The organism is Hymenobacter sp. UYAg731, from assembly GCF_054061335.1.
On the sequence record NZ_JBSSEC010000010.1, the window covers coordinates 70,106 to 89,771 of the forward strand.

Below are 19,666 nucleotides of genomic sequence, written 5' to 3' on the forward strand. Positions count from 1 at the left end.
GCGGCTGTTATCTAGTCGGCGATGCCGTCGTGGTTGCGGTCTTTGGCGTCGCCAGCGGCTTTGTAAAGGTCTTTGCCGGTGGGGCGGTTTGTGGTGTCGCGGGTGAGGCCGGCCGTGGCCGAATCGCCGCCGGCTACGCCGTCGGTGCCAGCGGCGGGGCCTTTTTTGGTGTAGCCGCGCTCCACGTTGGTATCGCCTTCTTTGGTGCCCGAGCTGCAGGCGCTGAAGGTGGCGGTGAGGGCGCAGGCCACGGCGAGGGGGCGGAGGAAGTTTTTCAGGGACATGAAAGAGCGAAGGTGAGAGATAAATAGTGAGCGATGCCGCAAGGTAGAAAGATAACCTGCCCGCACGCAACCCGAACCACCGGGCGCGGGTACGGTTGTACCGGTGCGGGCCGGCCGAAGGTTGCCCAAAGCTGTGCGTTCCTGCTTCATTTTTCCCATTTGCCTAATGTCCAATCCGCTTTCCGTTTCCTCGCCGGCCATTGTGCCCACGCCGGCCTACACCTATCCGGAGTTCCGGGCGCTGATGAGCACGCTGGCTGCCGAGCACCGCACCACCGGCCCCGAGCAGTCGCCGGGCCTTATTCGTTACACCGAACAGAACCAGACGCACCTCGACAATGGCCACGCCCGCCCGTTGCTGCCGGCCCTGGTTGAGAAGCTGCTGCACCTATCCCGCCCCGAGCAGTGGCTGGTGCTGGGCGAAACCTGGTGCGGCGACACTGCCCACGCCCTGCCCATACTGGCCCACCTGGCCGATAACAGCCAGGGCCAAGTCACGCTGCACGTCGTGCTCCGCTCCGAGCATCCCGAACTGATGGCCACCCACCAGACCGACGGCAAAAACAGCATCCCCAAGCTCATTCGCTACGACGCGGCCACCGGTACCGAGCTGGGCACCTGGGGACCGCGCCCGGCCGAGGCCCAGCTGCTGAGCCACCAGTTGCACAGCGATAAATCTTTGCATACCAACCAGGTAGTAAAAGGCATGAATATGTGGTATGAGGCCGATAATGGCCAGGCCATGCAGGAGGAGTTGCTCGCACTGTTGGGCTAAGATTGGGGTTCAACCAAAATTTCCCCTATTTTCACCTTCCCAATTCCAACTTATATGCCCTTGCCGCTGCGCCATCGCCTCCAGAAATACGTTGCTGCCTGGCCCTGGCGGCGGGTGGGCGTGCTGGCCGGCATCAGTCTGTTTTTGGCACTAATGCTGGTGGGTTATTTGTTCGGCGTAAGTGACCATTTCTTTCCTCGACTTTTTTTCGCCTTTCTCGTATTGGTCTGGCTGCTGGCCGTTACGTTCCTCGCCGTGGTGCCCTTCGTGACCTGGGCCACCATGCATTGGTTCGGACGCGGGTGGGCCGAAGTATCGACGCCGGCCCCGCGCCTGCGCCGGACGGCTCCAAGCGCTTCAGCAGCGCGTTCTGTTTCTCCACCGGCTGCCTCACGGCGGCCCCAAACACGTTAAAGCCCTTGAAAACTAACCTACTGCACATCAAAAATATGGTGTGCCCCCGGTGCGTAGAAGCCGTGCACAACCTGTTGGAGCGCGCCGGCTACAGCCCCAAAACCGTAACGCTGGGCGTCGCTGAGCTCGACGAGAATACCCCCGCCGACCCCGAAGACCTGGCCCCGCTGTTGCAGGCCGCCGGCTTCGAGCTGCTGCGCGGCCGCGCCGAACAGCTCACCGAACAAATAAAGGGAACCCTGGCCGAATACCTGGAGCACCTGCGCACGGCGCGCTCGCCGCTCACCACCTCGGCTTTTCTCACCGACCGGTTTGCGGCCACCTATTCGCACCTGAGTAAGGTGTTTTCGCGCACCGCCCATCTCACCATTGAGAAGTACCTTATCCGCCTCAAAATAGAGCGCGTGAAGGAAATGCTCAGCTACGGCGAGCTGACCCTGAACCAGATAGCCGACCAGATGCGCTACAGCTCCGGCCAGCACCTGAGCAATCAGTTCCGCCAGGTGACGGGCTACTCCGTGAGCGAGTTCCGCCGCCTGATGCTGCCCGAGCGCCTCTCGCTGGACGCGCTGGCGTAGGGCTCGAAGCTGCGGAGCAGACGGTCAAGCCCCAGCGGGGCGGCACTCGTTCAACGAATGCCGCCCCGCTGGGGCTTTTTCGTGCCCTATCGTTTGGCTTTACTATCGATATGCCGCCCCGCTGGGGCTTTATGCCCGCAATGACAAACCAGCCTTCAGGCCCGACCTTTGCTCCTCAAAATGAACCCCGGCCCCCTGTGCCGGGTTAGTCTCCACTGTGTCTCTTGCCTTGCCCCGCATCCTGCTGCTCACGCCGCCGCTCACGCAGCTCAACACTCCGTACCCGGCCACGGCCTACATCAAAGGCTTTCTGGGCGGGCGGGGGTACGCTGTGACGCAGGCCGATATGGGCTTGCAGCTGGTATTGCGCCTGTTTTCGGAAGCCGGTTTGCGGCGGGTGTTTCAGGAAATCGAAGCCGGCAGTTTCAGTTTGAGCGACAACGCCCGGCGGATGCTGCGCCTGCAAAACCGCTATTTGGCCACCATCGGCCCGGTCATTCGTTTCCTGCAAAATAAGGACCTCACGCTGGCCCCGCGCATCTGCCACGGCCGCTTCCTGCCCGAAGCCAGCCGCTTCGACAACGTGGCCGACCTCGAAACCGCCTTCGGCACCATGGGCCTCACGGACCAGGCCCGGCACCTGGCCACCCTCTACCTCGAAGACCTCGCCGACCTCATTAAGGAAACCGTGGGGCCGCACTTCGGCTTCTCGCGCTACGCCGAAAAGCTGGCCCTCTCCGCCACCAGCTTCGAGCCCCTGCACCAGGAGTTGGAAGCCGCCCCGAGTTTGCTGGACAAAATGCTGCTGGAGGAGCTGGAGCCGCTTTTGCAGCGGGTGCAGCCCGATATAGTGGGCTTCACCGTGCCCTTCCCCGGCAACCTCTACGGGGCGTTGCGGCTGGCAAAACGCATCAAAAATATCAGCCCCGAAACCGTGACCATCATGGGCGGTGGCTACCCCAATACCGAGCTGCGCACCATCAAGGAGCCGCGCTTTTTCGATTACATCGACTACCTGACGCTGGATGATGGCGAGGGGCCGTGGCTGCGGCTGCTGGAAAGCTGGGCGGCGGCTCGCGGTGTGGCTGCGCCAGTTTTGCGCGCTGCCGACGCGCTTTACATTAATCCTCGGACAGAGGTGCCGGGTGCCAATGTAAGTTACATCGGCACTGGGACGGCCGCGCCAACAGTTGATGTAAGTTACATCGATTCCAAGCCAGCAGTGCCGGGCCTCAGTGCAACTTACATCGGCACTGAAACAATCGTGCTGGGGGCTAATGTAAACTTCGGGGCTGACGGCCGAATTGCGCCCGCTGCCCTTTTGCAGCGCACCTTTCTGCGCAACGCGGCGGGCGAAATCGAGTATCACAACCACCCGTTTCCCGACGTGCCGCACTCCGAAGTAGGCACGCCCGACTACTCCGACCTGCCCCTGACGGAATACCTCTCGGTGCTGGAAGTGCTGAACCCCATGCACCGCCTCTGGAGCGACGGCCGCTGGAACAAACTCACCGTGGCCCACGGCTGCTACTGGAAGCGCTGCTCGTTCTGCGACGTGACGCTGGACTACATCTCGCGCTACGAAACGGCTCCCAGTACGCTGCTGGTGGACCGCATCGAGCAAATAATCCAGCAAACCGGCCAGACCGGCTTTCACTTCGTGGACGAAGCCGCGCCGCCATTGGCCCTGCGCGACCTGGCCGTGGAGCTGCTCAAGCGCCGCGTGGCCATCACCTGGTGGGGCAACATCCGGTTCGAAAAAACCTTCTCGCCCGACCTCTGCCGGCTGCTGGCCGCCTCGGGCTGCATCGCCATTTCGGGCGGGCTGGAAGTGGCGTCGGACCGGCTGCTGGCCCTCATGGAGAAGGGCGTCACCATCGCCCAGGTGGCCCGCGTCACGGACGGCTTCACCCAGGCCGGCATCATGGTCCACGCCTATCTGATGTACGGCTTCCCCACCCAAACCGCCCAGGAAACGGTGGACAGCCTCGAAGTAGTGCGCCAGCTTTTCGCGGCCGGCGTGGTGCAAAGCGGCTATTGGCACCGCTTTTCGATGACCGCGCACTCGCCCGTGGGCAAGAACCCGGCGAAGTATCAGGTGGCGGCCATTGGCCCGGAGCCCGCCGGCTTCGCCTGGAACGACCTCTGGCACGACGACCCCCTCGGCACCGACCACGAAGCCTTCGGCCCCGGCCTGGCCAAGTCGCTGTATAACTACCTGCACGGCGTGGCGCTTGATGAGCCGCTGGCCCGCTGGTTCGATTTTAAAACCCCGCGCCCCACCACCCCGCGCCACCTCGTGCAGCAGGCCGTGCAAGCCCCCGACAAGCCCGATTTCGCCCGGCAAAATCAGCGCCTGTTCTGGCTCGGCAACGCCCCCGAAATCCGCCTCGAAGCCGGCAAAAAAGCTCCCCGCGCCATCATCACCTGCTATGAGCAGGCCGAGGATTTCGAAGTGAAAACCACCGAAGCTGCCGGCCATTGGCTGCACCAACTCCTCACCCAACTCAGCCAGGATTTCGACACCAAGGTGCTGCTGAAGGAAGCTGCGGCCTGCTTTCCGAAATCGGAAGGCTCATTCGAGGCTTTTTTGCAAAGCCCGGCCTGGGCGCTGCTGCGCGAGAAGGGCCTGCTGCTGCTGTAATCGGGGGCGGAACAAGGCTGCCAGCGCTGGGTGGTGGGTGAGAAGAAAGCGTAACTTGGGCCCGAAAACCAACTCGTTAGCGTATGCCCCAGAACTTCTACCGCTCGATTTTATTGGTTGTCTGCCTGCTGGGCGCGAGCCGCCACCAAGCGCTGGCCCAACCCGAAACCATCGCCCTGGGCAACGGCCACACCCTCGTTATTCACGCAAACGGCACCCTGTGGGCCTGCGGCTACAACGGGGATGGCCGCCTCGGCGATGGCACCACTACTAACCGGCTCCGTCCGGTTCAAATCGGCACCGGCACTACCTGGCGAACCGTGAGCACGGGCGGCCGCACCGGCGACAGCTACGTCCTGGCCCTGCAAACCGATGGCTCGCTGTGGAGCTGGGGCAATAATAATTACGGCCAGTTGGGCCACCCATCCGGCGTGGGCGGCAATACCCTCGTGCCCCAGCTGGTAGTGGGTGGACCGTGGGCCTGCGCGGCGGCCGGCCAGAACCACAGCGTGGCAGTGCGGGCCGACGGCACGCTCTGGACCTGGGGCTATAATGGGACGGGTCAATTGGGCGAGGGAGGGGTGCTGTTTGGCCGCTCTGCTCCGGGGCAGGTGGGTACCGACAACGACTGGGCCAGCGTGAGTGCGGGTACCCAATACACGCTAGCGCTGAAAAGGGACGGTTCCCTCTGGGCTTGGGGCCTTCAAATCAACCTCGGTATTGTAGCGCCTGGCGGTGGCAATACCTACGTGCCCACGCAAGTGGGCACGTCTACCAATTGGGTGCGCATTTGCGCGGGAGCGTTTTCATTGGGCATCCGGGCCGATGGGACGCTTTGGGGCTGGGGCCAGAATTTCAGCAGCGTGCTTACACCGTTGAATACCAGCTATGTTGATACTCCCACGCAACTGGGTGCTGGCACTACCTGGAGCCGGGTGGCGGGCGGGGCTAGCCATATTTTAGGCGTTCAAACCGATGGCACGCTGTGGAGCTGGGGCAACAACAACCGGGGCAGCGTAGGCAACGCGTCGCGCACCGATGCTACGGCACCGGTTCAGGTAGGAAGCAGTTCCAGTTGGCGCCGCGTAGCAGCAGGCGGCTTCACCTCGGCCGCCGACCAAGCAAACGGCGCGCTTTTTATATGGGGCGACAGTCAGGCCGGGCAGTCGGGCGACCCGGCCCTCACCCTGGGCAGCCTACCTGCCCCGGTGCAGGTTGGAACGGCAGCTAACTGGACCATGCCCGGTGCTACCCCCGACATTGGCATGGGCTTGCGTAGCGACGGCAGCCTTTGGACATGGGGCAGCGACAACGGGGTTATGTTAGGCGACGGACCCATTGCCAATAGGCAAAACGTGGCTCGGATTGATTCACCCGCTACATACATACGTTTGAGTGGGAATGACTACCATGTACTCGCGCTACGGGCCGACAGCTCACTCTGGGCTTGGGGTGATAACCAGCGTGGGCAGTTGGGCGACGGTACTATTATCACGCGTTCGGCTCCCGTTGCCATTGCCCCTGGCCCTTGGAAACAAGTGGCAACGGGCGATTTGGTTTCCTTGGCAATTCGGGTTGATGGCAGCTTGTGGGCCTGGGGCGACAATGATTACGGGCAGCTTGGTGATGGTACTACCGTTCGGCGCACCCGGCCGGTGCAGATTGGTACCAGCCGCGATTGGGCACAAGTGGTGTGCCTGGGGAGTTTCTCTCTAGGCCTGCGTACCGACGGTACCTTATGGGCTTGGGGGCGCCCCGGCACGTTTGGAAATGGCTCAACTAGCATAGCCAACCAGCTGATTCCGTTACGCATTGGCACCGTAGCCACATGGTCGCAACTAGCTGTCTCTGACAGCCATGTACTGGCCCTGCGTCTTGATGGTACGTTGTGGGCTTGGGGCTTTAATTCCAACGGGCAGCTAGGTGATGGCACCACCAGTTCTCGAGCATTGCCAACCCGTATCGGCACGGATACCGATTGGGCAACCATCGCTGCGGGCATAAACGGCAGCTACGGCAATTTTTCCTTGGCTCTGAAACGAAACGGTACCCTTTGGACCTGGGGCAACAATACAGTCGGCCAATTGGGGCATTCCTCACCCCCTAATTATACCTACACTGTTGTGCCCACGCAGGTAGGCACGGCGGCCTGGACGACAGTTGCCGCAGGCAGCATCCATGCTCTGGCCGTGCGAGCCGATGGTACTCTCTGGGAGTGGGGTAGTAATCTTGAAGGCCAAAGCGGCATCCCGTCGTTCAGCCTGCGGCCAGCCAGTGTGCAAACCGGTATGCGGCCGTTCGTTCCTTTCAACTTAGCCGCGATGAGTCCGGTGGTCGGTGTAACGGGCAGCACCGTCACGCTCACGGGAGTGGGCCTGGGCGCGGCTCAGCTGGTCACATTTGGCGGAGTAGTCGCGCCGGGTTTCACGGTTAATGCAGGTGGCACGGTGCTCACGGCCACAGTGCCGGTAGGTGCCCGTTCGGGGAGCGTGGCAATTTTAGGACCCGATGGCACCGCCTGGAGTGCGGCCACCTTTCAAGTGCTGGTAGCCCCAACTGTCAGCAGCTTTGCGCCCCTGGCAGCCGCGCCGGGCAGCACAATCACGGTTTATGGCACAAACCTAACCGGAGCTACCAGCCTGCAGCTGGGAGGCGTGTCCATCACGGGTTTGGTGGTGGGTGCGGGCGGTACTTCACTCACCTTCGTAGTGCCGGCAGGCAGCTCGGGAGGCTTTATCAGCGTCAGCACGCCAGCGGGCACCGCTACCTCTGCCTCGACGTTGAATATTATCCTGGCCACCCAGGGGGCGGTGCCGGCTACTACCATAACGGTAGTGCCCACGCCCGTTCGTGCCGGTCAGCCGCTGGCACTAACCGGGTTGCCCGCCGGGCCGCTTACCATCCAGACCTTCAGCTTGCTTGGCCAAAAGATTAGCAATGCTGCTTGGCCGAGCACGCACGACGCCCGCTTGGTACTGGGGCTGGCACCCGCCAATGCTGGCGTGTACCTCCTCATCGTTACTACCCCAACGCAGGTGCTCACCCGCCGAATAGTAGTAGAATAAGCGCGCAATTTGAGTTAGCTACTTCCCCTGTAGCCACTCCACCACATCGCCGGGCAGGCCCGGCCCAAAGGAGGTGGCCCCTGGCAGCAACAAATCGGAACCGGCCGTGCGGTACACCCGCACGGCCGCACCGCGCCGGCCGCCCAGCGCATTTCGCATGGCGGCTGCCCGGGTAGTGGCCGCCGCCCCGCCGTAGAGGGCCAGCAAGGGCATTTTGCGGCTGCGCAGCTCTCGAAACGCGGCGCGGGTATCGGCATCTACCGCCGGGTTTTGCGCGATAAAAAAGGCCGTCCGGGGTGCGCCCGGCCCGGTTAGCAGCGAGGCTAGCGTGGCTGCCCGGTGCCCGGCCGCCCACGCCCCGACGTTGGCCGTGTCGGCTCCGGCGGTGCCGCGCAACAGGCGCAGGGCGGCTTGCAGGCGCGGCGTTTCGTCCGCTGCCGTGGCCGCATCGGCGGCGGGCAGCAGCAGCACGATGATGCCTTCGCGGGCCAGCGCATCGGCCCAGATTGCCGCCGTAGGGACCGTCTCGGCATCGGGTAGCAGGGCCAGGGCCGCGCCGGGCGTGCCCGTGTCAGCGGGAGCAAACAGCCAGGCCGAGCCCGTGGCTTGCGGCACTTCCTCGGCGCGGTAGGTGCTGGGCGTGGGCGCGCCGCGCTTCACCAGAATGGTGGTGAATTTGGTGGAATCCAGCGTGAGGGTGCCGCGCCAGAAGTCGCCGTCCAGCGTCAGGGCCAGAGTCTGGCCGGGGCGGGCGGGCCGTATCAGGCGCAGCTGGTTATTGCTGAAAACGATGGTGTCGGCCACAAAGCTGAGCGTGCCGGGAGCCGTGAACTCGGCTTCATAATGACCAGGGCTGGGGTGGCGAATGTCGAGCGTGGCCCGCGCCTCGGGCTGCCCGGCGGCGCTGAGACTGCCTTCGTAGTGCCCTACCGGCGGCGTGGTGGTTTCAGCAGCCTGTTCGTGCCGGGGCTGGCAGGCCGTTGCTATTGTGCCCAGAAACACGCCCAGCAAAGCGCCACTTTTACGAAGGAAAGAGCTGCTATTCGGGCGTGTGGTGGCTGGCGTAGGCATTCGGCAAAAGTAGGCGCTTTAGCGGCCGGCCATGCCCTTGCGCAAAATCAGGTCCGTCTGCACGTCCTGCCCCAGCCGGAACTCGTGCTGGCCCACCTCGCGGAAACCGAACCGCTGGTAAAAAGCCCGGGCCTTGTCGTTTTTCTCCCACACGCCCAGCACCACGGCCGAGCAGTGCAGCTGTTCGGCCAGGGCCAGAATGCCGCGCATCAGGGCGGCACCCAGGCCGGTGCCCTGCCAGTCGTCGCGCACGTACAAGCGCTCGATTTCGAGGCGGCCGGCGGCGTCCTGGCCTTCTGCCAGGCCCAGGGCCGAATTGTCGCGCAGCTTGGCGTAGCCCACCAGCTCGTTCTGCATGTGCGCCAGTAAAAACGTGTTTTCGCGGTCCTGCAATTCGGCCAGCTGGATATCTGGGCCGAAATTCTCGGCTAGGTACGTGGCCATATCGGCCGGCGTATTAGTCGCGGCAAAGGTGTCCTGAAAAGTTTGGCGGCCCAAATCAGCCAGTTGGGCGGCGGTGGCGGTATTGGCCTTGGCCAGCGAGATGCGCAGAGGAGATGACATGACGCAAAGGTCGCGTTGCCGCCCGATAGTTAGAGTATTTCGTCGGCGTTGGGGTTCCGCTGCGTGCTGGTGCCGCGCCGCATTCGCAGGCCCCAGCGCATTAGCAAGCCGCTGGCCAGCAAGCCCACCAGGTTCACGGACAGCAGCAGCGCCGAAGGGCTTTCCGGGCTGCCCGCATTCCAAGAATAGGCCCCTACGGCTACTTTCAGCAACAAACCAATGCCCAGCAGCGCACCGCTAAACATCAGCAGCAGGCCAACCAGGCGTTGGGTAGCAGGGGGGAGGGGAGGAGTAGCCATAGCAGCCCTGCATACGATGCCCGCAAAGCCGGGGTTGGCCGTTTGCCTGTTGTTCGTTGCGGTTCCGGTTCTTTGACGTAATTTCGTGGTACCAAGATATCCCCGCGAGAGTAGCTCAGTTGGTAGAGCATCAGCTTCCCAAGCTGAGGGTCGCGAGTTCGAACCTCGTTTCTCGCTCATTGATTCAGAGTCAGTTGCCCGCGTGGTAGCTGACTCTTTTTGTTTGCGGTTTACCAGTTGGTTTACACAGGTGCTTCCGCTGTGTTGGTGGAAGATGAGAACCGGGTTTCCTGTTGACGGCCGGAAATCCTTGGAAACTGCCGTTGGTCACGATGCCCTTCGTCGGGTGAACAGCGGCCCGACGTACTTGGTGGGTACCCGCCGCGCCGCGATTCCCTTGCGAACAGCTACTGCACGGGAATGCAGTGGAAGGCGATGTAGTGCCGGCATTTCTGCTGGTGTCGCTTGCCATCCTTGCTGCATGTGGTGAACTGTTTTCCCACACTAGTTCCAAAAGCTTGTGCCCCGTCATGTCGGAATGCCAACCCACAATGGGGGTGAAGGAGGCAAATTCGTCAACTTCGTTCTTTGGGGGAGCGAGCTGACCCTTGTACATTATGTCGGAGTAAATCTCCGAAGCAGTGCCGTCATCCGACCTGCTTGTGCGGGGTTGCGTGTTAAAGAGTGTGACCGTGTACGCCGGTAGTCCCGTCATCTTGCGGAAGTACTCACCACCTGTTGTGTTGTAAATCCGTGCTTGGTACACCCCCGCCTTCTTGGTTGCCTGCACCATCACGAGCAAGTTGACGGTCCACGTTTGTGCATCGGAGCCGGAGTGTCCGTTGCTCGAACCAGCATGCGTGCTGGAGCGGTCGATTTTGTAGACTTGGTACTTGGCGGGGTACGCCAGTTCCTGCGCATGGGTCGCAGCCGCTGAAAAGCTGAGTGCTAGTAGGAGGAAGATTTTTTGCATGTGTGAGTGGTTGAAAAGTGCTGTTCGGGGTTGAGTGAGGTTTCGTGCTCACCTTGTGGGGGAATCACCAGACTTGGTGTTGACCGTCAAAAGTAGAATTTTTTTGTGTGAAATAGGCGCATCTGCATACATGGTAGGCAAGGTAGCGTCGGAGCTTGCCGGCTGTGAAAAACCCGGGTGGAGTCCAAGTTTTCGGCAAGCATCTTCGCCAACTGCGCAGTGAACGCGGATGGAGCCAGCAGGAGCTTGCGGACCGCGCCAACATCGACAAGATGACGATTCACCGCATTGAAACGGCCCGAATGGCGGCTACTATTGACGTGTTGCTGTCGCTGACGAAAGGATTGGAGATACTGCTACACGAATTGGTCAATTGTCCTGGGATGGAGGACGCCGACTGAGAAGCCCGTCCCGGTGTGAATGGTCGGAACGGGCTTCGGAAGGTCAGCGGCGGCTCAACGCAGGTACCAACTGCCGGCAGTGCTACCGTCTAGGGCATCCTGCACCTGGCAGGCAAAGTCCAGCGCATTGACGCTTCGGTCGAGGAATTGGTCGATGTAGGTGCTTTTGTTCGCGCCGGTGAAGAGGTTGTACAATCGCCAGAGCGAGATGTCGCCGTTTTCGTCGCGGCAGAAGCTCTTGTCACGGTAGTAGTCGCGGCAAACGCTGGCAAGCTGTTGGTCGCCGTAGAGCAGGGCCGGAATCCGCTGTTTGGTGGCTGCTGGGAGGTGCTGGTACATGCGGCACCGACCGATGAGCTGCGCGAACTGGTGCTCGGTAAGCGAGTACTGGGTCAGCGCTTGAAGCTGCCGTAGGTGTCTGTGCTGGTTGTAGGAACGCAGCAACTGGAGCACCCCTTGGCGGAGCTGTTCAAGACTGCTGACACGGAAATCACCGAGCAGACCATCTGTCCGTACGCACAGATTCATGCACACGAGGTTTTGGAAGCCGACGAAAACCTCGAAGTGCTCTGGGCTTCCCTTGCGGTTCAGGACGTTGTCTAGATTGTACGCCTTGACGCCACCCACAACAAGGGTGAGTGGATTCCCACCGATGTTTTCGAAGAGGGTTGGGACTTCAATCGCAAACATGAGCCTCTCATACCGCAGCGTTGTTTCCCACTCATTGAGTTGTGCGGCCGGCTTGTCCTTTGCCTCGGGAATGCGGCCCTTGATGGGATGCGACACGCGAATCTGCGGTGCGAGAATCTGCTCGCCGCGAAAGACGTCGCGCACGGCCTCAGCCGTCACCTGGATGAAGTCTGCTTGCGAAATGAGTGGTTCATTGTCCTTCACGAACACCGGAATGATGTGGTCGTGTCGGATTTCTGAGAAGCTTGCCGGGATTGTGTTCGCTTCGATGAACACCCGAGATGTGGAGGGTGCTACTTCTTCGAAAACGAAAGAGGCCGACTCTTGCGGGTCGGCCTCTCGAACAATTTGCAGGTGGTTCGTGTGAATCGGGTCGGCGTTGAGCCGCATGAGGGAGGTTTCCATGGTGTGGATTGGGGTTTGTGGTGAAAAATGGGTTGGAAATGAGGTGAGAGGTAGTGCTTGAGCTAAATGCCGACGAGTTAACTCAGAACGAGTTAGACGTCATCGCTGCTGTGCGCACTACCAGCAGTGAAAAAGACTGCTCCATCAGTGGGGGAGTCAGTCTTGTTAGTCACTCAAATTCATCGGGACTCGTGAGGTTCTTTGAATGGAGGAACCCTGCTGCCATCGGACGGGGGGTAGAAGGTCTTGCATGGTCCACCGGGGGAATCAGCAGACCTACCCATTGCACCTGCTCACAGATTCTGTGAAAATTTTCCCGGATTTTTTGTGGGTGTTCGGGATTGCGAGCTGGGTCGACGGGTTTGCGACGCGGTACATCGCTACTGCTGAGCAGCGGTGAACTACAACAGTCTTCGAAGCCCTTGGCGACGAAGGGCATTGTGTGGAAACCCCGTCAATCTCAGGATTGGAGTTGAATGCTACCTGCTCGAAATGGGTTTCGTGGTAGCGATGTAGTGATTCTACTGAGGTGCTAGGTTGCGCTTGACCTTGGAGCCAGAATAGAGTGACCTTTCGTGCGCGCTCGTTCTCTCCGACAGAAAATCACCCACAAGTACGTAGATTGAGGAAGAGGCTCGTCACTTCCTCAAATCCGGCACGGTTTTTGCAATTTCACAGTGAGTTCGTTTGCAAGGGTTGTGAGCCGGTTTCTGACACAACTTCCGAGTTCTGCTGTCGGCAGGTGCTTTTCTTGCGAAGGTCTTCTGGTCTTTTTGCTGGGTTTTGTACTGGACAACAACCCCGAGCAACTGCCTGAACCGCTTCTAAAAGCCCCCTCGAGTTCGGATGGACCTAGTGGCACACGACCTTCGGGTCGGAAAACACCTTCCCAATGGGGGGGTAGGGGGGGCGACGATTCAGAATTCTGCTCTCAACACTGTACTACACTGTGTTGCTGCGGGTACAACGCCGACACCCCTGCCCCGACGCGGGCTTCGGAGTCGCAGCATGAGTCCTACACTGTTTGAGCGGAATGAGTGCTGGGTGTCAGCAGCCCCTGTCGCGTGAAGGACTACTACACCGCCTCGGCGTACTGATTCACGCATTCATTTGGTCCTAGTTGAATGGTCTGAGTGTGCAGTGCGTAGACTCCTCTGTGAAGGGAGAGCAAGCCGATTCGTCAGTCTTGCGGCAAGGTCAGGAGGGCTGGTTTTCTGCACACCCATCGACAGGGGGCACTGTACAGAGGAGTAGCTGTCAAGCATCACTCAAGGGGATGGACTCGTGCACGAGTGGGCACCGTGAGTAGTAGCGCAACTCAACTGGTGAGCAGATACACGCTACATTTGTAGCACAACCACTTGGTTGCCTCTTCACTACAACGAGGTGTTGCAGTTGTCAAAAATCAGTAGCACCTTGTGCTAACAATTTTAGTCGGTCGCGAACGCCAGAGAGAGCACTGACGTTGGTTTGATGCAGCACTAGACAACTCTCACACCCACAACTCTGTACTACTAGCGGCGAAGTGCTGTTACTGCATGCGTAGTGCAGCACTTTCTTGCACCAACTACCCTGAAGATGGCGCAAACTGATTTCATCAAAGACATTGCGAAGTACGGCCTGGAGAACGACCAGGACCGGCTACTCGCGTCCTTGAATGAACTCATTGACCACGCGAAAAAGAGCAAGAAAATCAACTTCGCGTTGCAGTTGCAGTCGATTCTCAAGGACTCCATTCGCCAGCACCAGACGAATGGGTTGCTGAAAGTCGGCTCGTCACAGCACCAGCAGCGAGAGGATGACCGGGAGGTGAACGAGTTCATTCTTGAGAAGCTCACATCGGACTACCAGTTTGACTCGTTGGTCTGCACGGATAGTGTCAAGGAGGAGTTGGGCTACTTCATCAAAGAGCACCAAGCGCTTGATGTGCTGCACAAATTTGACCTGCCAGTCTCCAACCGGGTCTTGTTCTACGGCCCCCCTGGCTGTGGTAAGACGCTGGCGTCCTACGTTCTTGCAGGAGAGTTGGAGAAGCTCATGCTGGTAGTGAATCTGGGAGCAATTGTGTCCTCCAAGCTAGGAGAGACTAGTAAGAATCTCGCAAAGGTGTTCCGCCGGGCTGCTGCTGAAGAGTGCATTGTCTTCATTGACGAGTTTGACACTCTAGGCAAGGTGCGGGACTACAGTCAGGACCACGGAGAAATGAAGCGTGTGGTAAACACACTCTTGCAACTGTTCGACTACTTGCCAAGTTCGAGCGTAGTCATTGCAGCGACCAACCAGATTGACATGATTGACGAAGCACTACTGCGGCGCTTTGATGTGAAAATCAACCTGGAGTTGCCTGATGAGAGCCACATCACTGAGTTGATAAACAAGACGCTCAAGTCTGGGCTGGTTGAACTCGACACAGAAAATGACCTGCCGTCGATTGTGAAGTCTTGCAAGGGACTGTCCTACTACGGCATTCAGCGGACGCTAATCACGGCCGTGAAGCGTAGTGTCATCGCACACCCTCGTACCAACATGACAAAGCCGCGCATCAACACGGACCTGTGGTTGGAACTAGTGCGGAAGGAAAAGCAGCAGTTTAGCTCTCAATAACCAGTTCTAAGTCCCCTTCTGCGTCTAGGTCGAGCGTGCCGAGAACCTCTAGGTCGTTGCAGAGTTGCAGTTCATCGTAGAGAGACTGAGTCTGTCTTGCAACTGGTACGTTTTCCTTGAATCGCAAAACGAGAGAATACTCGTACTCAGTAGGAAGCGATTCAGTAACCGCTCTGGGAAGCAACTTGTGGAAGTGGCACTCGACGGCAACTTTGAACTGGCCGTTCTCTTCGCGCAGATGCTCCCGGCTGATGTAGAATGACGTTTTCTGGGTGTTTGTCAGAGGCTTCGGCTTGTAGTAGGCATCCTGTGACCATCCGTCTTTGAACACATAGCTCTCCGTCTCTCCACCGTTGATGCCGACCCGTTGCACTCTGGATGAACCGTCGTCCTGGGCCGCTGTTTCCTCGTCTTCCAGTACAATGGCGCGGAAAACTCCAAATGCCATGTGCACAGGACAGTACGCAACAGGTGAATTGCTCACCGGTCTAATCGCGAAGCAGAGAGTAGCAGTCACCTCCAACAGCGCAACATTCTTGTGTGCTTGAGTCAGGTAGGCGGGCACCGCTACCTGAATTGCTTCCATCGTGCCGACGGAGATAGTACGTTGAATGACAACAGTCACCTCCGCATCAGCAGATGACAAGCAGGTTTCAGGGGATGGCACTCCGTTGCCAACAATGCCGCGTTGTTGGTGTGGAGTGAGTATTCGGCCGTAGGAGTCTAGGTTTACTTCTTCGGAACCATTCACAATGAGCGCTTTTATCGTCTGCAAGCGAAGTGAAGGATACCTGCGAGAAATCCTTGCCGCAATGTTCGCAACCAAAGGAGCAGAGTAGCTGGTACCTATAGCTCGGTCGAAGAACTTTCCCGGTTCGATTGAGAGATACTTCATACCTGTTGTCTCTGCTTCATCATCTAGTGCCTCCCCCCAAGACCGTTGAACGCGAGAGTAGTTGCCACCTGCGTAAACTACGTCCGGCTTGAAAAACCGCTTGTTCGGCATTTTCCACTTGGTGCTGTCCAAGTGAAACTTGCGAGTGTAAGCAGTTGGCAACGTGCTGTCAGTGAATGGAGACGAAGAGGGAGTGATTGGTGCATTGTCCTCCAAGTTTGAGCCGATTGCACCAACTGTAAGGTTATTCATGCTCTCTGCTGGGCTACAGAGATTGGTTTCTTCTCCTAGGTAGTGGTGTGGATAAGTGGAGGTATCGAGCGCAAATGCCTTGTAGTTACCAGTTGCGATGACAATTAGCACGTCCAGTTGCTGTGCCAGTTGGTCCAAGTAGTAAGCGTAGTCGGAATGTGCTTCGTCGGTGCGCATGTGGTTAGTATAACCAACAGCAAGCACGAAAATGCGCACTCCGAGAGATTCATGAGCACGGATAATCAGGTTGCCTACATCTTGATGCGTGATGTACCCCTGATTGCCGATGAGTACTTTGATGGGTAAGATTCGAGCATCGGCCTCCAAAACGCCAGTCACTGTTCCTGCAAGGCGATGCCCCAATGCAGCAAATGCGGCAACAGATGTACCATGTCCGTCAGCGTCATGTGTGGCGTCTGTTCCCATTACAGAGTAGTCATCAGCAACGATGAGAGGTGCTAGAGGAGAGTGCCCGCTAACTCCTGTGTCGATGATACCAATAATTGGTAGGTCATCAGCAGGTGCGGCGACCGAAAAGGGGTAGTTGCGTGTTGGCAGTCCAAATGCAGACTCACGAATGACACCGTAGGAAGACGAGTTGATGGTGTGCACCACATCGAAATTCCGAGCGATTGTATTGACGAGTTCATGAGAAGCGCCCTTTAGCTCGTAGGCGTTTGTGAAGGGGTTGAATGCAGCGGAAACACTGTTCTCTTCTAGGAACAGCAACATGCGGCTGTTGATTGCATCAAACTTGGATTTTGCGTCTCCACTGAGTTCGTCTGAGATGCTGACAAGTGACAGATAGACCGCGTCTCGCTCATCCGGTCTGAATCCCGCGTTGATGCGTTCTGCCGAATGAAATTCGAACGACTTGACGTACCTGACCAATTTGTTGTACGACGGGTCTGCGTGGTTACGGCACTCAACAAATGAGAGGAACTGCTGAAGGAACGTGTTGAATTTCACGTCGTCCTCAACGGTGAATAGACCGCGAGTATTGAACGCGGTGTACTTGTTCAGCCGAAGCCCAAAGGTGCCGTAGTAGATTGACTCGTACTTGAATGCATCGAACCAGTCTAGGAACTCGATTTCAATGGAGGTGAGTGTCGCAGGAATTTCCAGCTCTGGACTGCGTTCTTCTTCCCGCCGCACGAGTTCTCTGCCGAAAGACGCTAGGCTTGCTCGAAAAAGCACTGCTTGCTCTTGCAACTGCGCTTCATTCACTCCATCAGTCAAACTTGCTTCATCACGCTTCTTTCCGCGAGCACGCTTTTTAATAGTGTTCGCGCGCTCATGTGAGTTGAGTAGTAAAAGGTGTGGGAGTTCTCCAGGCATACAATTCAGGGTGGTAGACAAGCAGTCAAGTGAAACGCTCGGTGCTGTATGTGACTGACAGGCCGGTGAAAGACGTTCCGGTCTGCAAAGTACATCCTTGAATCGTGATAGTCAGCGGTGGAGAACGGTTTCCTGCGGAATGCTGACAAATGAGTGAGCGAAAAAGGAGCCCACCAGTTGTAGCTGGTGAACTCCTCCGGTGTCACAACAGATGGTCGAAAACCGAATCGAGGGTGTCTGAATCGAAGGAATCCAGGTACACCATCGTCACCGCCTCCGACTTGTGCCCCATTGCCTCACTAATCAGCCCGGTTGCGACGCCTCCCTTCCGCAAGCTGGTAGCGAACGAGTGCCGGGCAACGTCGGTCGTCAGGTGGGTGTCGATGCCCGCGAGAGGGGCCAGATGTTTGAGGTCGTGGTTCACCTGCCCCAAAATCTTGTGCAGTCGGTTCTTGACCTGCGTGGGCGTCTGGTGAACCGCGGCGTCTAGGATGGGAAACAGGTAGGAGTCTCGGGAGACGAAGGTGCGCGGGCGGTAGCGGGCAAGGATGGCGGCGGCTGGTGGCAGCAGCTTGAGGGAGAACTTGCCGCCGGTTTTCTGCCGCTCGTAGTGCAGGCGCTGGGTGCCCTCGTCGCTTGTCTTCACGTCCCGCCAGCGCAGTTGCGCCAAATCCACGAAGTTGATGCCCCCGCAGTAGAAAAAGAACAGGAAGACGTCCATCGCCAGTCGTTGCCGGTCGGTTTCCGGTGTCAGTGCTTCGAACCGTCGAACGGCTTCCCGGCTGATGGCCCGCTTGGTGGTGCTCACGTCGAACTTGCCGATGCTGAACTTGTGAATCTCTGCCCCGTTGCGGGCGAAGGGGTAGCCGTCGGTCTTCATGCTGCCGCCAGCGATGGCTTTGTTGAGCACGGCTCGTAGGGTGCGAAACCGGAAGGAGAGCGTCGTTTCCATCAGGCCGCTTGCCCGTAGCGCAGTTTCCCACTTGGTGCAAAACGGTACTGTCACGCGCTCGAACGGTACGTCGGTGGTCCCAAATTCGGTTTTGATGAACTTGGTGAGCTGGTTGCGAAGGTCGCGGTAGGTGCTTGCGTTGCCGAGCTGGCCCGCTTGCTCGAAACCGGCAACCAATTCGTCGGTGAATTCCAGTAGCTGCACCCGACGAAGGGCTGTGCGCCCCTTGATAGCTTCAGCTAGTACCGCGCCCGCATCGTGGCGCTCGTCGGCGTTTGAAAGGGTGTCGGCGGCTTCGCTGTACCTGCGTTCCCACTTTTCTAGGTCTTCGAGCAGCTTCTTGCGCTGCTTGTCGGGGTAGCTCCGACGAATCTCTTCTTTTTCCTCATTCCAGTAGCGAGGATGTAGCGACAATCCAGTGGCGACGTACTTGCGTTTCCGCTCCTTGGTGATGCGAACCATGAAGGGATGGGAGCCATCAGCCAGCGTCTTGCTCAGGAAGTAGATGACCTTCACGGTAGCCGTTCCTTCCTTGTGTTCGGTGGTTTTGCTCATGTGTGTGAACCTGCGGCGGTTTACACAGCGGTTTACACAGGTGGTCCAATGGGTGCGGTTTGCCGACGAGGGCTACTGTACCAAACCCGCCTGAGCGCTCAGAAACGAGGATTTCACCGTCTTCATGTGGTGAAAAAGTCTCTTCCCAAGCTGAGGGTCGCGAGTTCGAACCTCGTTTCTCGCTCATTGATGAACAGCCATTTAGCTTCGTTGCTAGGTGGCTGTTTTGGTTTTCAATTACCCTTTAAAGATTACACATAGTAGTTTTCTCTGTGGTCATCACCCAGGCCATTACCTCAACATCAAAGCTGATTCGACCTTCTGTGAACATTTTCGCCCTGATACGTCATAGGCCGATTTGGCCGGCTACTTTCCTCCCACACGCCTGCCGGCTTCCGTCGGTTAGTTCTTGTTTATGCAAGCAACTTTACGCCACGCTTTGCTCTTCCTGTTGCTGCTGACGGTGGCTTGTGCATCGCCCGCTGCCGCACAGCCTGACTCACGGCCCGCTGGGATGGCCAGGAATGAGAGCCGTTGGGCAGCAGAATTAATGCCCAGGTCCTGACCCTGCGGGTATTGCCCAACGGCGACGTTGTAGCCGGCGGCTCTTTCTTAAACGCAGGCAATTCCCCTCGCTGCGTCCCGGCAACCTCTTGCAGCTCGTGAGCGCGCTGGGCTGCGTGGTGCGCGAAGCCACCATTACTGCCATAAGTACGTTGTCGGTACAGGGTCTGGCCCACGGGCTGTATACACTACGCGCCACTGATGGCCAGGGACACGCCTTCACGGGCCGGGTGGCCATAGTAAGGATTATGAGGTGGTCGGGTAAAAACAGACAGTGCGAAGTCTTACCTTCCACTGCTCATGCCCGACAAAACACTCCCGAGCGGCTCGCCGCTGACCCGCA

Annotated in this window: 15 protein-coding genes and 1 tRNA gene; 8 read left to right on the forward strand and 8 right to left on the reverse strand. The window is 58.7% G+C overall.

The features are described from left to right. Window positions 1-11 precede the first annotated feature (11 nt). The gene (locus ACVWYF_RS22140; RefSeq protein ID WP_457072324.1) at window positions 12-284 is read right to left on the reverse strand and encodes a hypothetical protein; all 273 of its coding nucleotides are present in this window, start codon (window positions 282-284) and stop codon (window positions 12-14) included. 166 nt (window positions 285-450) lie between these two features. Between ACVWYF_RS22140 and ACVWYF_RS22145 the strand changes: the two genes are divergently transcribed. The 5 genes from ACVWYF_RS22145 (at window position 451) to ACVWYF_RS22165 (ending at window position 7,760) form a co-directional block, all read left to right on the forward strand. Next, window positions 451-1,059, forward strand: a complete 609-nt coding sequence (locus ACVWYF_RS22145; protein WP_457072326.1) for a thioredoxin family protein — start codon at window positions 451-453, stop codon at window positions 1,057-1,059. Between the two features lie 54 nt (window positions 1,060-1,113). Next, a complete protein-coding gene (locus ACVWYF_RS22150; protein ID WP_457072328.1) occupies window positions 1,114-1,473 on the forward strand; it encodes a hypothetical protein in 360 nt (119 codons plus the stop codon). A gap of 5 nt (window positions 1,474-1,478) precedes the next feature. Continuing rightward, on the forward strand, window positions 1,479-2,051 hold the full coding sequence (locus ACVWYF_RS22155) for an AraC family transcriptional regulator (RefSeq protein WP_168672599.1): 573 nt from the start codon (window positions 1,479-1,481) through the stop codon (window positions 2,049-2,051). 229 nt (window positions 2,052-2,280) lie between these two features. Beyond that, entirely contained in the window at window positions 2,281-4,695 is a 2,415-nt protein-coding gene (locus tag ACVWYF_RS22160; RefSeq protein WP_457072330.1) for a B12-binding domain-containing radical SAM protein, read from the forward strand. Window positions 4,696-4,778: 83 nt separating this feature from the next. Further along, entirely contained in the window at window positions 4,779-7,760 is a 2,982-nt protein-coding gene (locus ACVWYF_RS22165) for an RCC1 domain-containing protein (protein ID WP_457072332.1), read from the forward strand. Between the two features lie 18 nt (window positions 7,761-7,778). On the opposite strand, the gene ACVWYF_RS22170 is transcribed toward ACVWYF_RS22165, so the two are convergent. The 3 genes from ACVWYF_RS22170 to ACVWYF_RS22180 are packed head-to-tail and all read right to left on the reverse strand — an operon-like array spanning window position 7,779 to window position 9,694. After that, the gene (locus ACVWYF_RS22170; RefSeq protein ID WP_457072334.1) at window positions 7,779-8,831 is read right to left on the reverse strand and encodes a hypothetical protein; all 1,053 of its coding nucleotides are present in this window, start codon (window positions 8,829-8,831) and stop codon (window positions 7,779-7,781) included. A gap of 18 nt (window positions 8,832-8,849) precedes the next feature. Next, entirely contained in the window at window positions 8,850-9,395 is a 546-nt protein-coding gene (locus ACVWYF_RS22175; protein WP_457072336.1) for an N-acetyltransferase family protein, read from the reverse strand. A gap of 29 nt (window positions 9,396-9,424) precedes the next feature. Beyond that, window positions 9,425-9,694 (reverse strand): hypothetical protein, encoded by a 270-nt coding sequence (locus ACVWYF_RS22180; RefSeq protein WP_457072338.1) that lies wholly within the window; start codon window positions 9,692-9,694, stop codon window positions 9,425-9,427. 104 nt (window positions 9,695-9,798) lie between these two features. On the opposite strand from ACVWYF_RS22180, the gene ACVWYF_RS22185 reads away from it, so the two are divergent. Further along, window positions 9,799-9,871, forward strand: a tRNA-Gly gene (locus ACVWYF_RS22185). A 13-nt stretch (window positions 9,872-9,884) separates the two neighbouring features. Here ACVWYF_RS22185 and ACVWYF_RS22190 read toward each other — a convergent pair. Beyond that, a complete protein-coding gene (locus ACVWYF_RS22190; protein WP_457072340.1) occupies window positions 9,885-10,667 on the reverse strand; it encodes a hypothetical protein in 783 nt (260 codons plus the stop codon). A gap of 164 nt (window positions 10,668-10,831) precedes the next feature. On the opposite strand from ACVWYF_RS22190, the gene ACVWYF_RS22195 reads away from it, so the two are divergent. Beyond that, complete coding sequence (locus tag ACVWYF_RS22195) at window positions 10,832-11,068, forward strand: helix-turn-helix domain-containing protein (protein ID WP_457072342.1); 237 nt, start codon at window positions 10,832-10,834, stop codon at window positions 11,066-11,068. Between the two features lie 54 nt (window positions 11,069-11,122). Here ACVWYF_RS22195 and ACVWYF_RS22200 read toward each other — a convergent pair whose 3' ends face one another. Further along, complete coding sequence (locus ACVWYF_RS22200; protein ID WP_457072344.1) at window positions 11,123-12,163, reverse strand: DUF3871 family protein; 1,041 nt, start codon at window positions 12,161-12,163, stop codon at window positions 11,123-11,125. Between the two features lie 1,545 nt (window positions 12,164-13,708). On the opposite strand from ACVWYF_RS22200, the gene ACVWYF_RS22205 reads away from it, so the two are divergent. Next, window positions 13,709-14,767, forward strand: coding sequence for an AAA family ATPase (locus ACVWYF_RS22205; RefSeq protein ID WP_457072346.1), 1,059 nt, complete (start codon window positions 13,709-13,711; stop codon window positions 14,765-14,767). Here the strand turns inward: ACVWYF_RS22205 and ACVWYF_RS22210 are convergent. Both ACVWYF_RS22210 and ACVWYF_RS22215 read right to left on the reverse strand, forming a co-directional pair. Further along, entirely contained in the window at window positions 14,754-17,252 is a 2,499-nt protein-coding gene (locus ACVWYF_RS22210) for a S8 family peptidase (protein WP_457072348.1), read from the reverse strand. The two genes, ACVWYF_RS22205 and ACVWYF_RS22210, sit on opposite strands and share 14 nt — an antisense overlap. A gap of 202 nt (window positions 17,253-17,454) precedes the next feature. Then, window positions 17,455-18,759, reverse strand: a complete 1,305-nt coding sequence (locus tag ACVWYF_RS22215; RefSeq protein WP_457072350.1) for a site-specific integrase — start codon at window positions 18,757-18,759, stop codon at window positions 17,455-17,457. Window positions 18,760-19,666 lie beyond the last annotated feature (907 nt).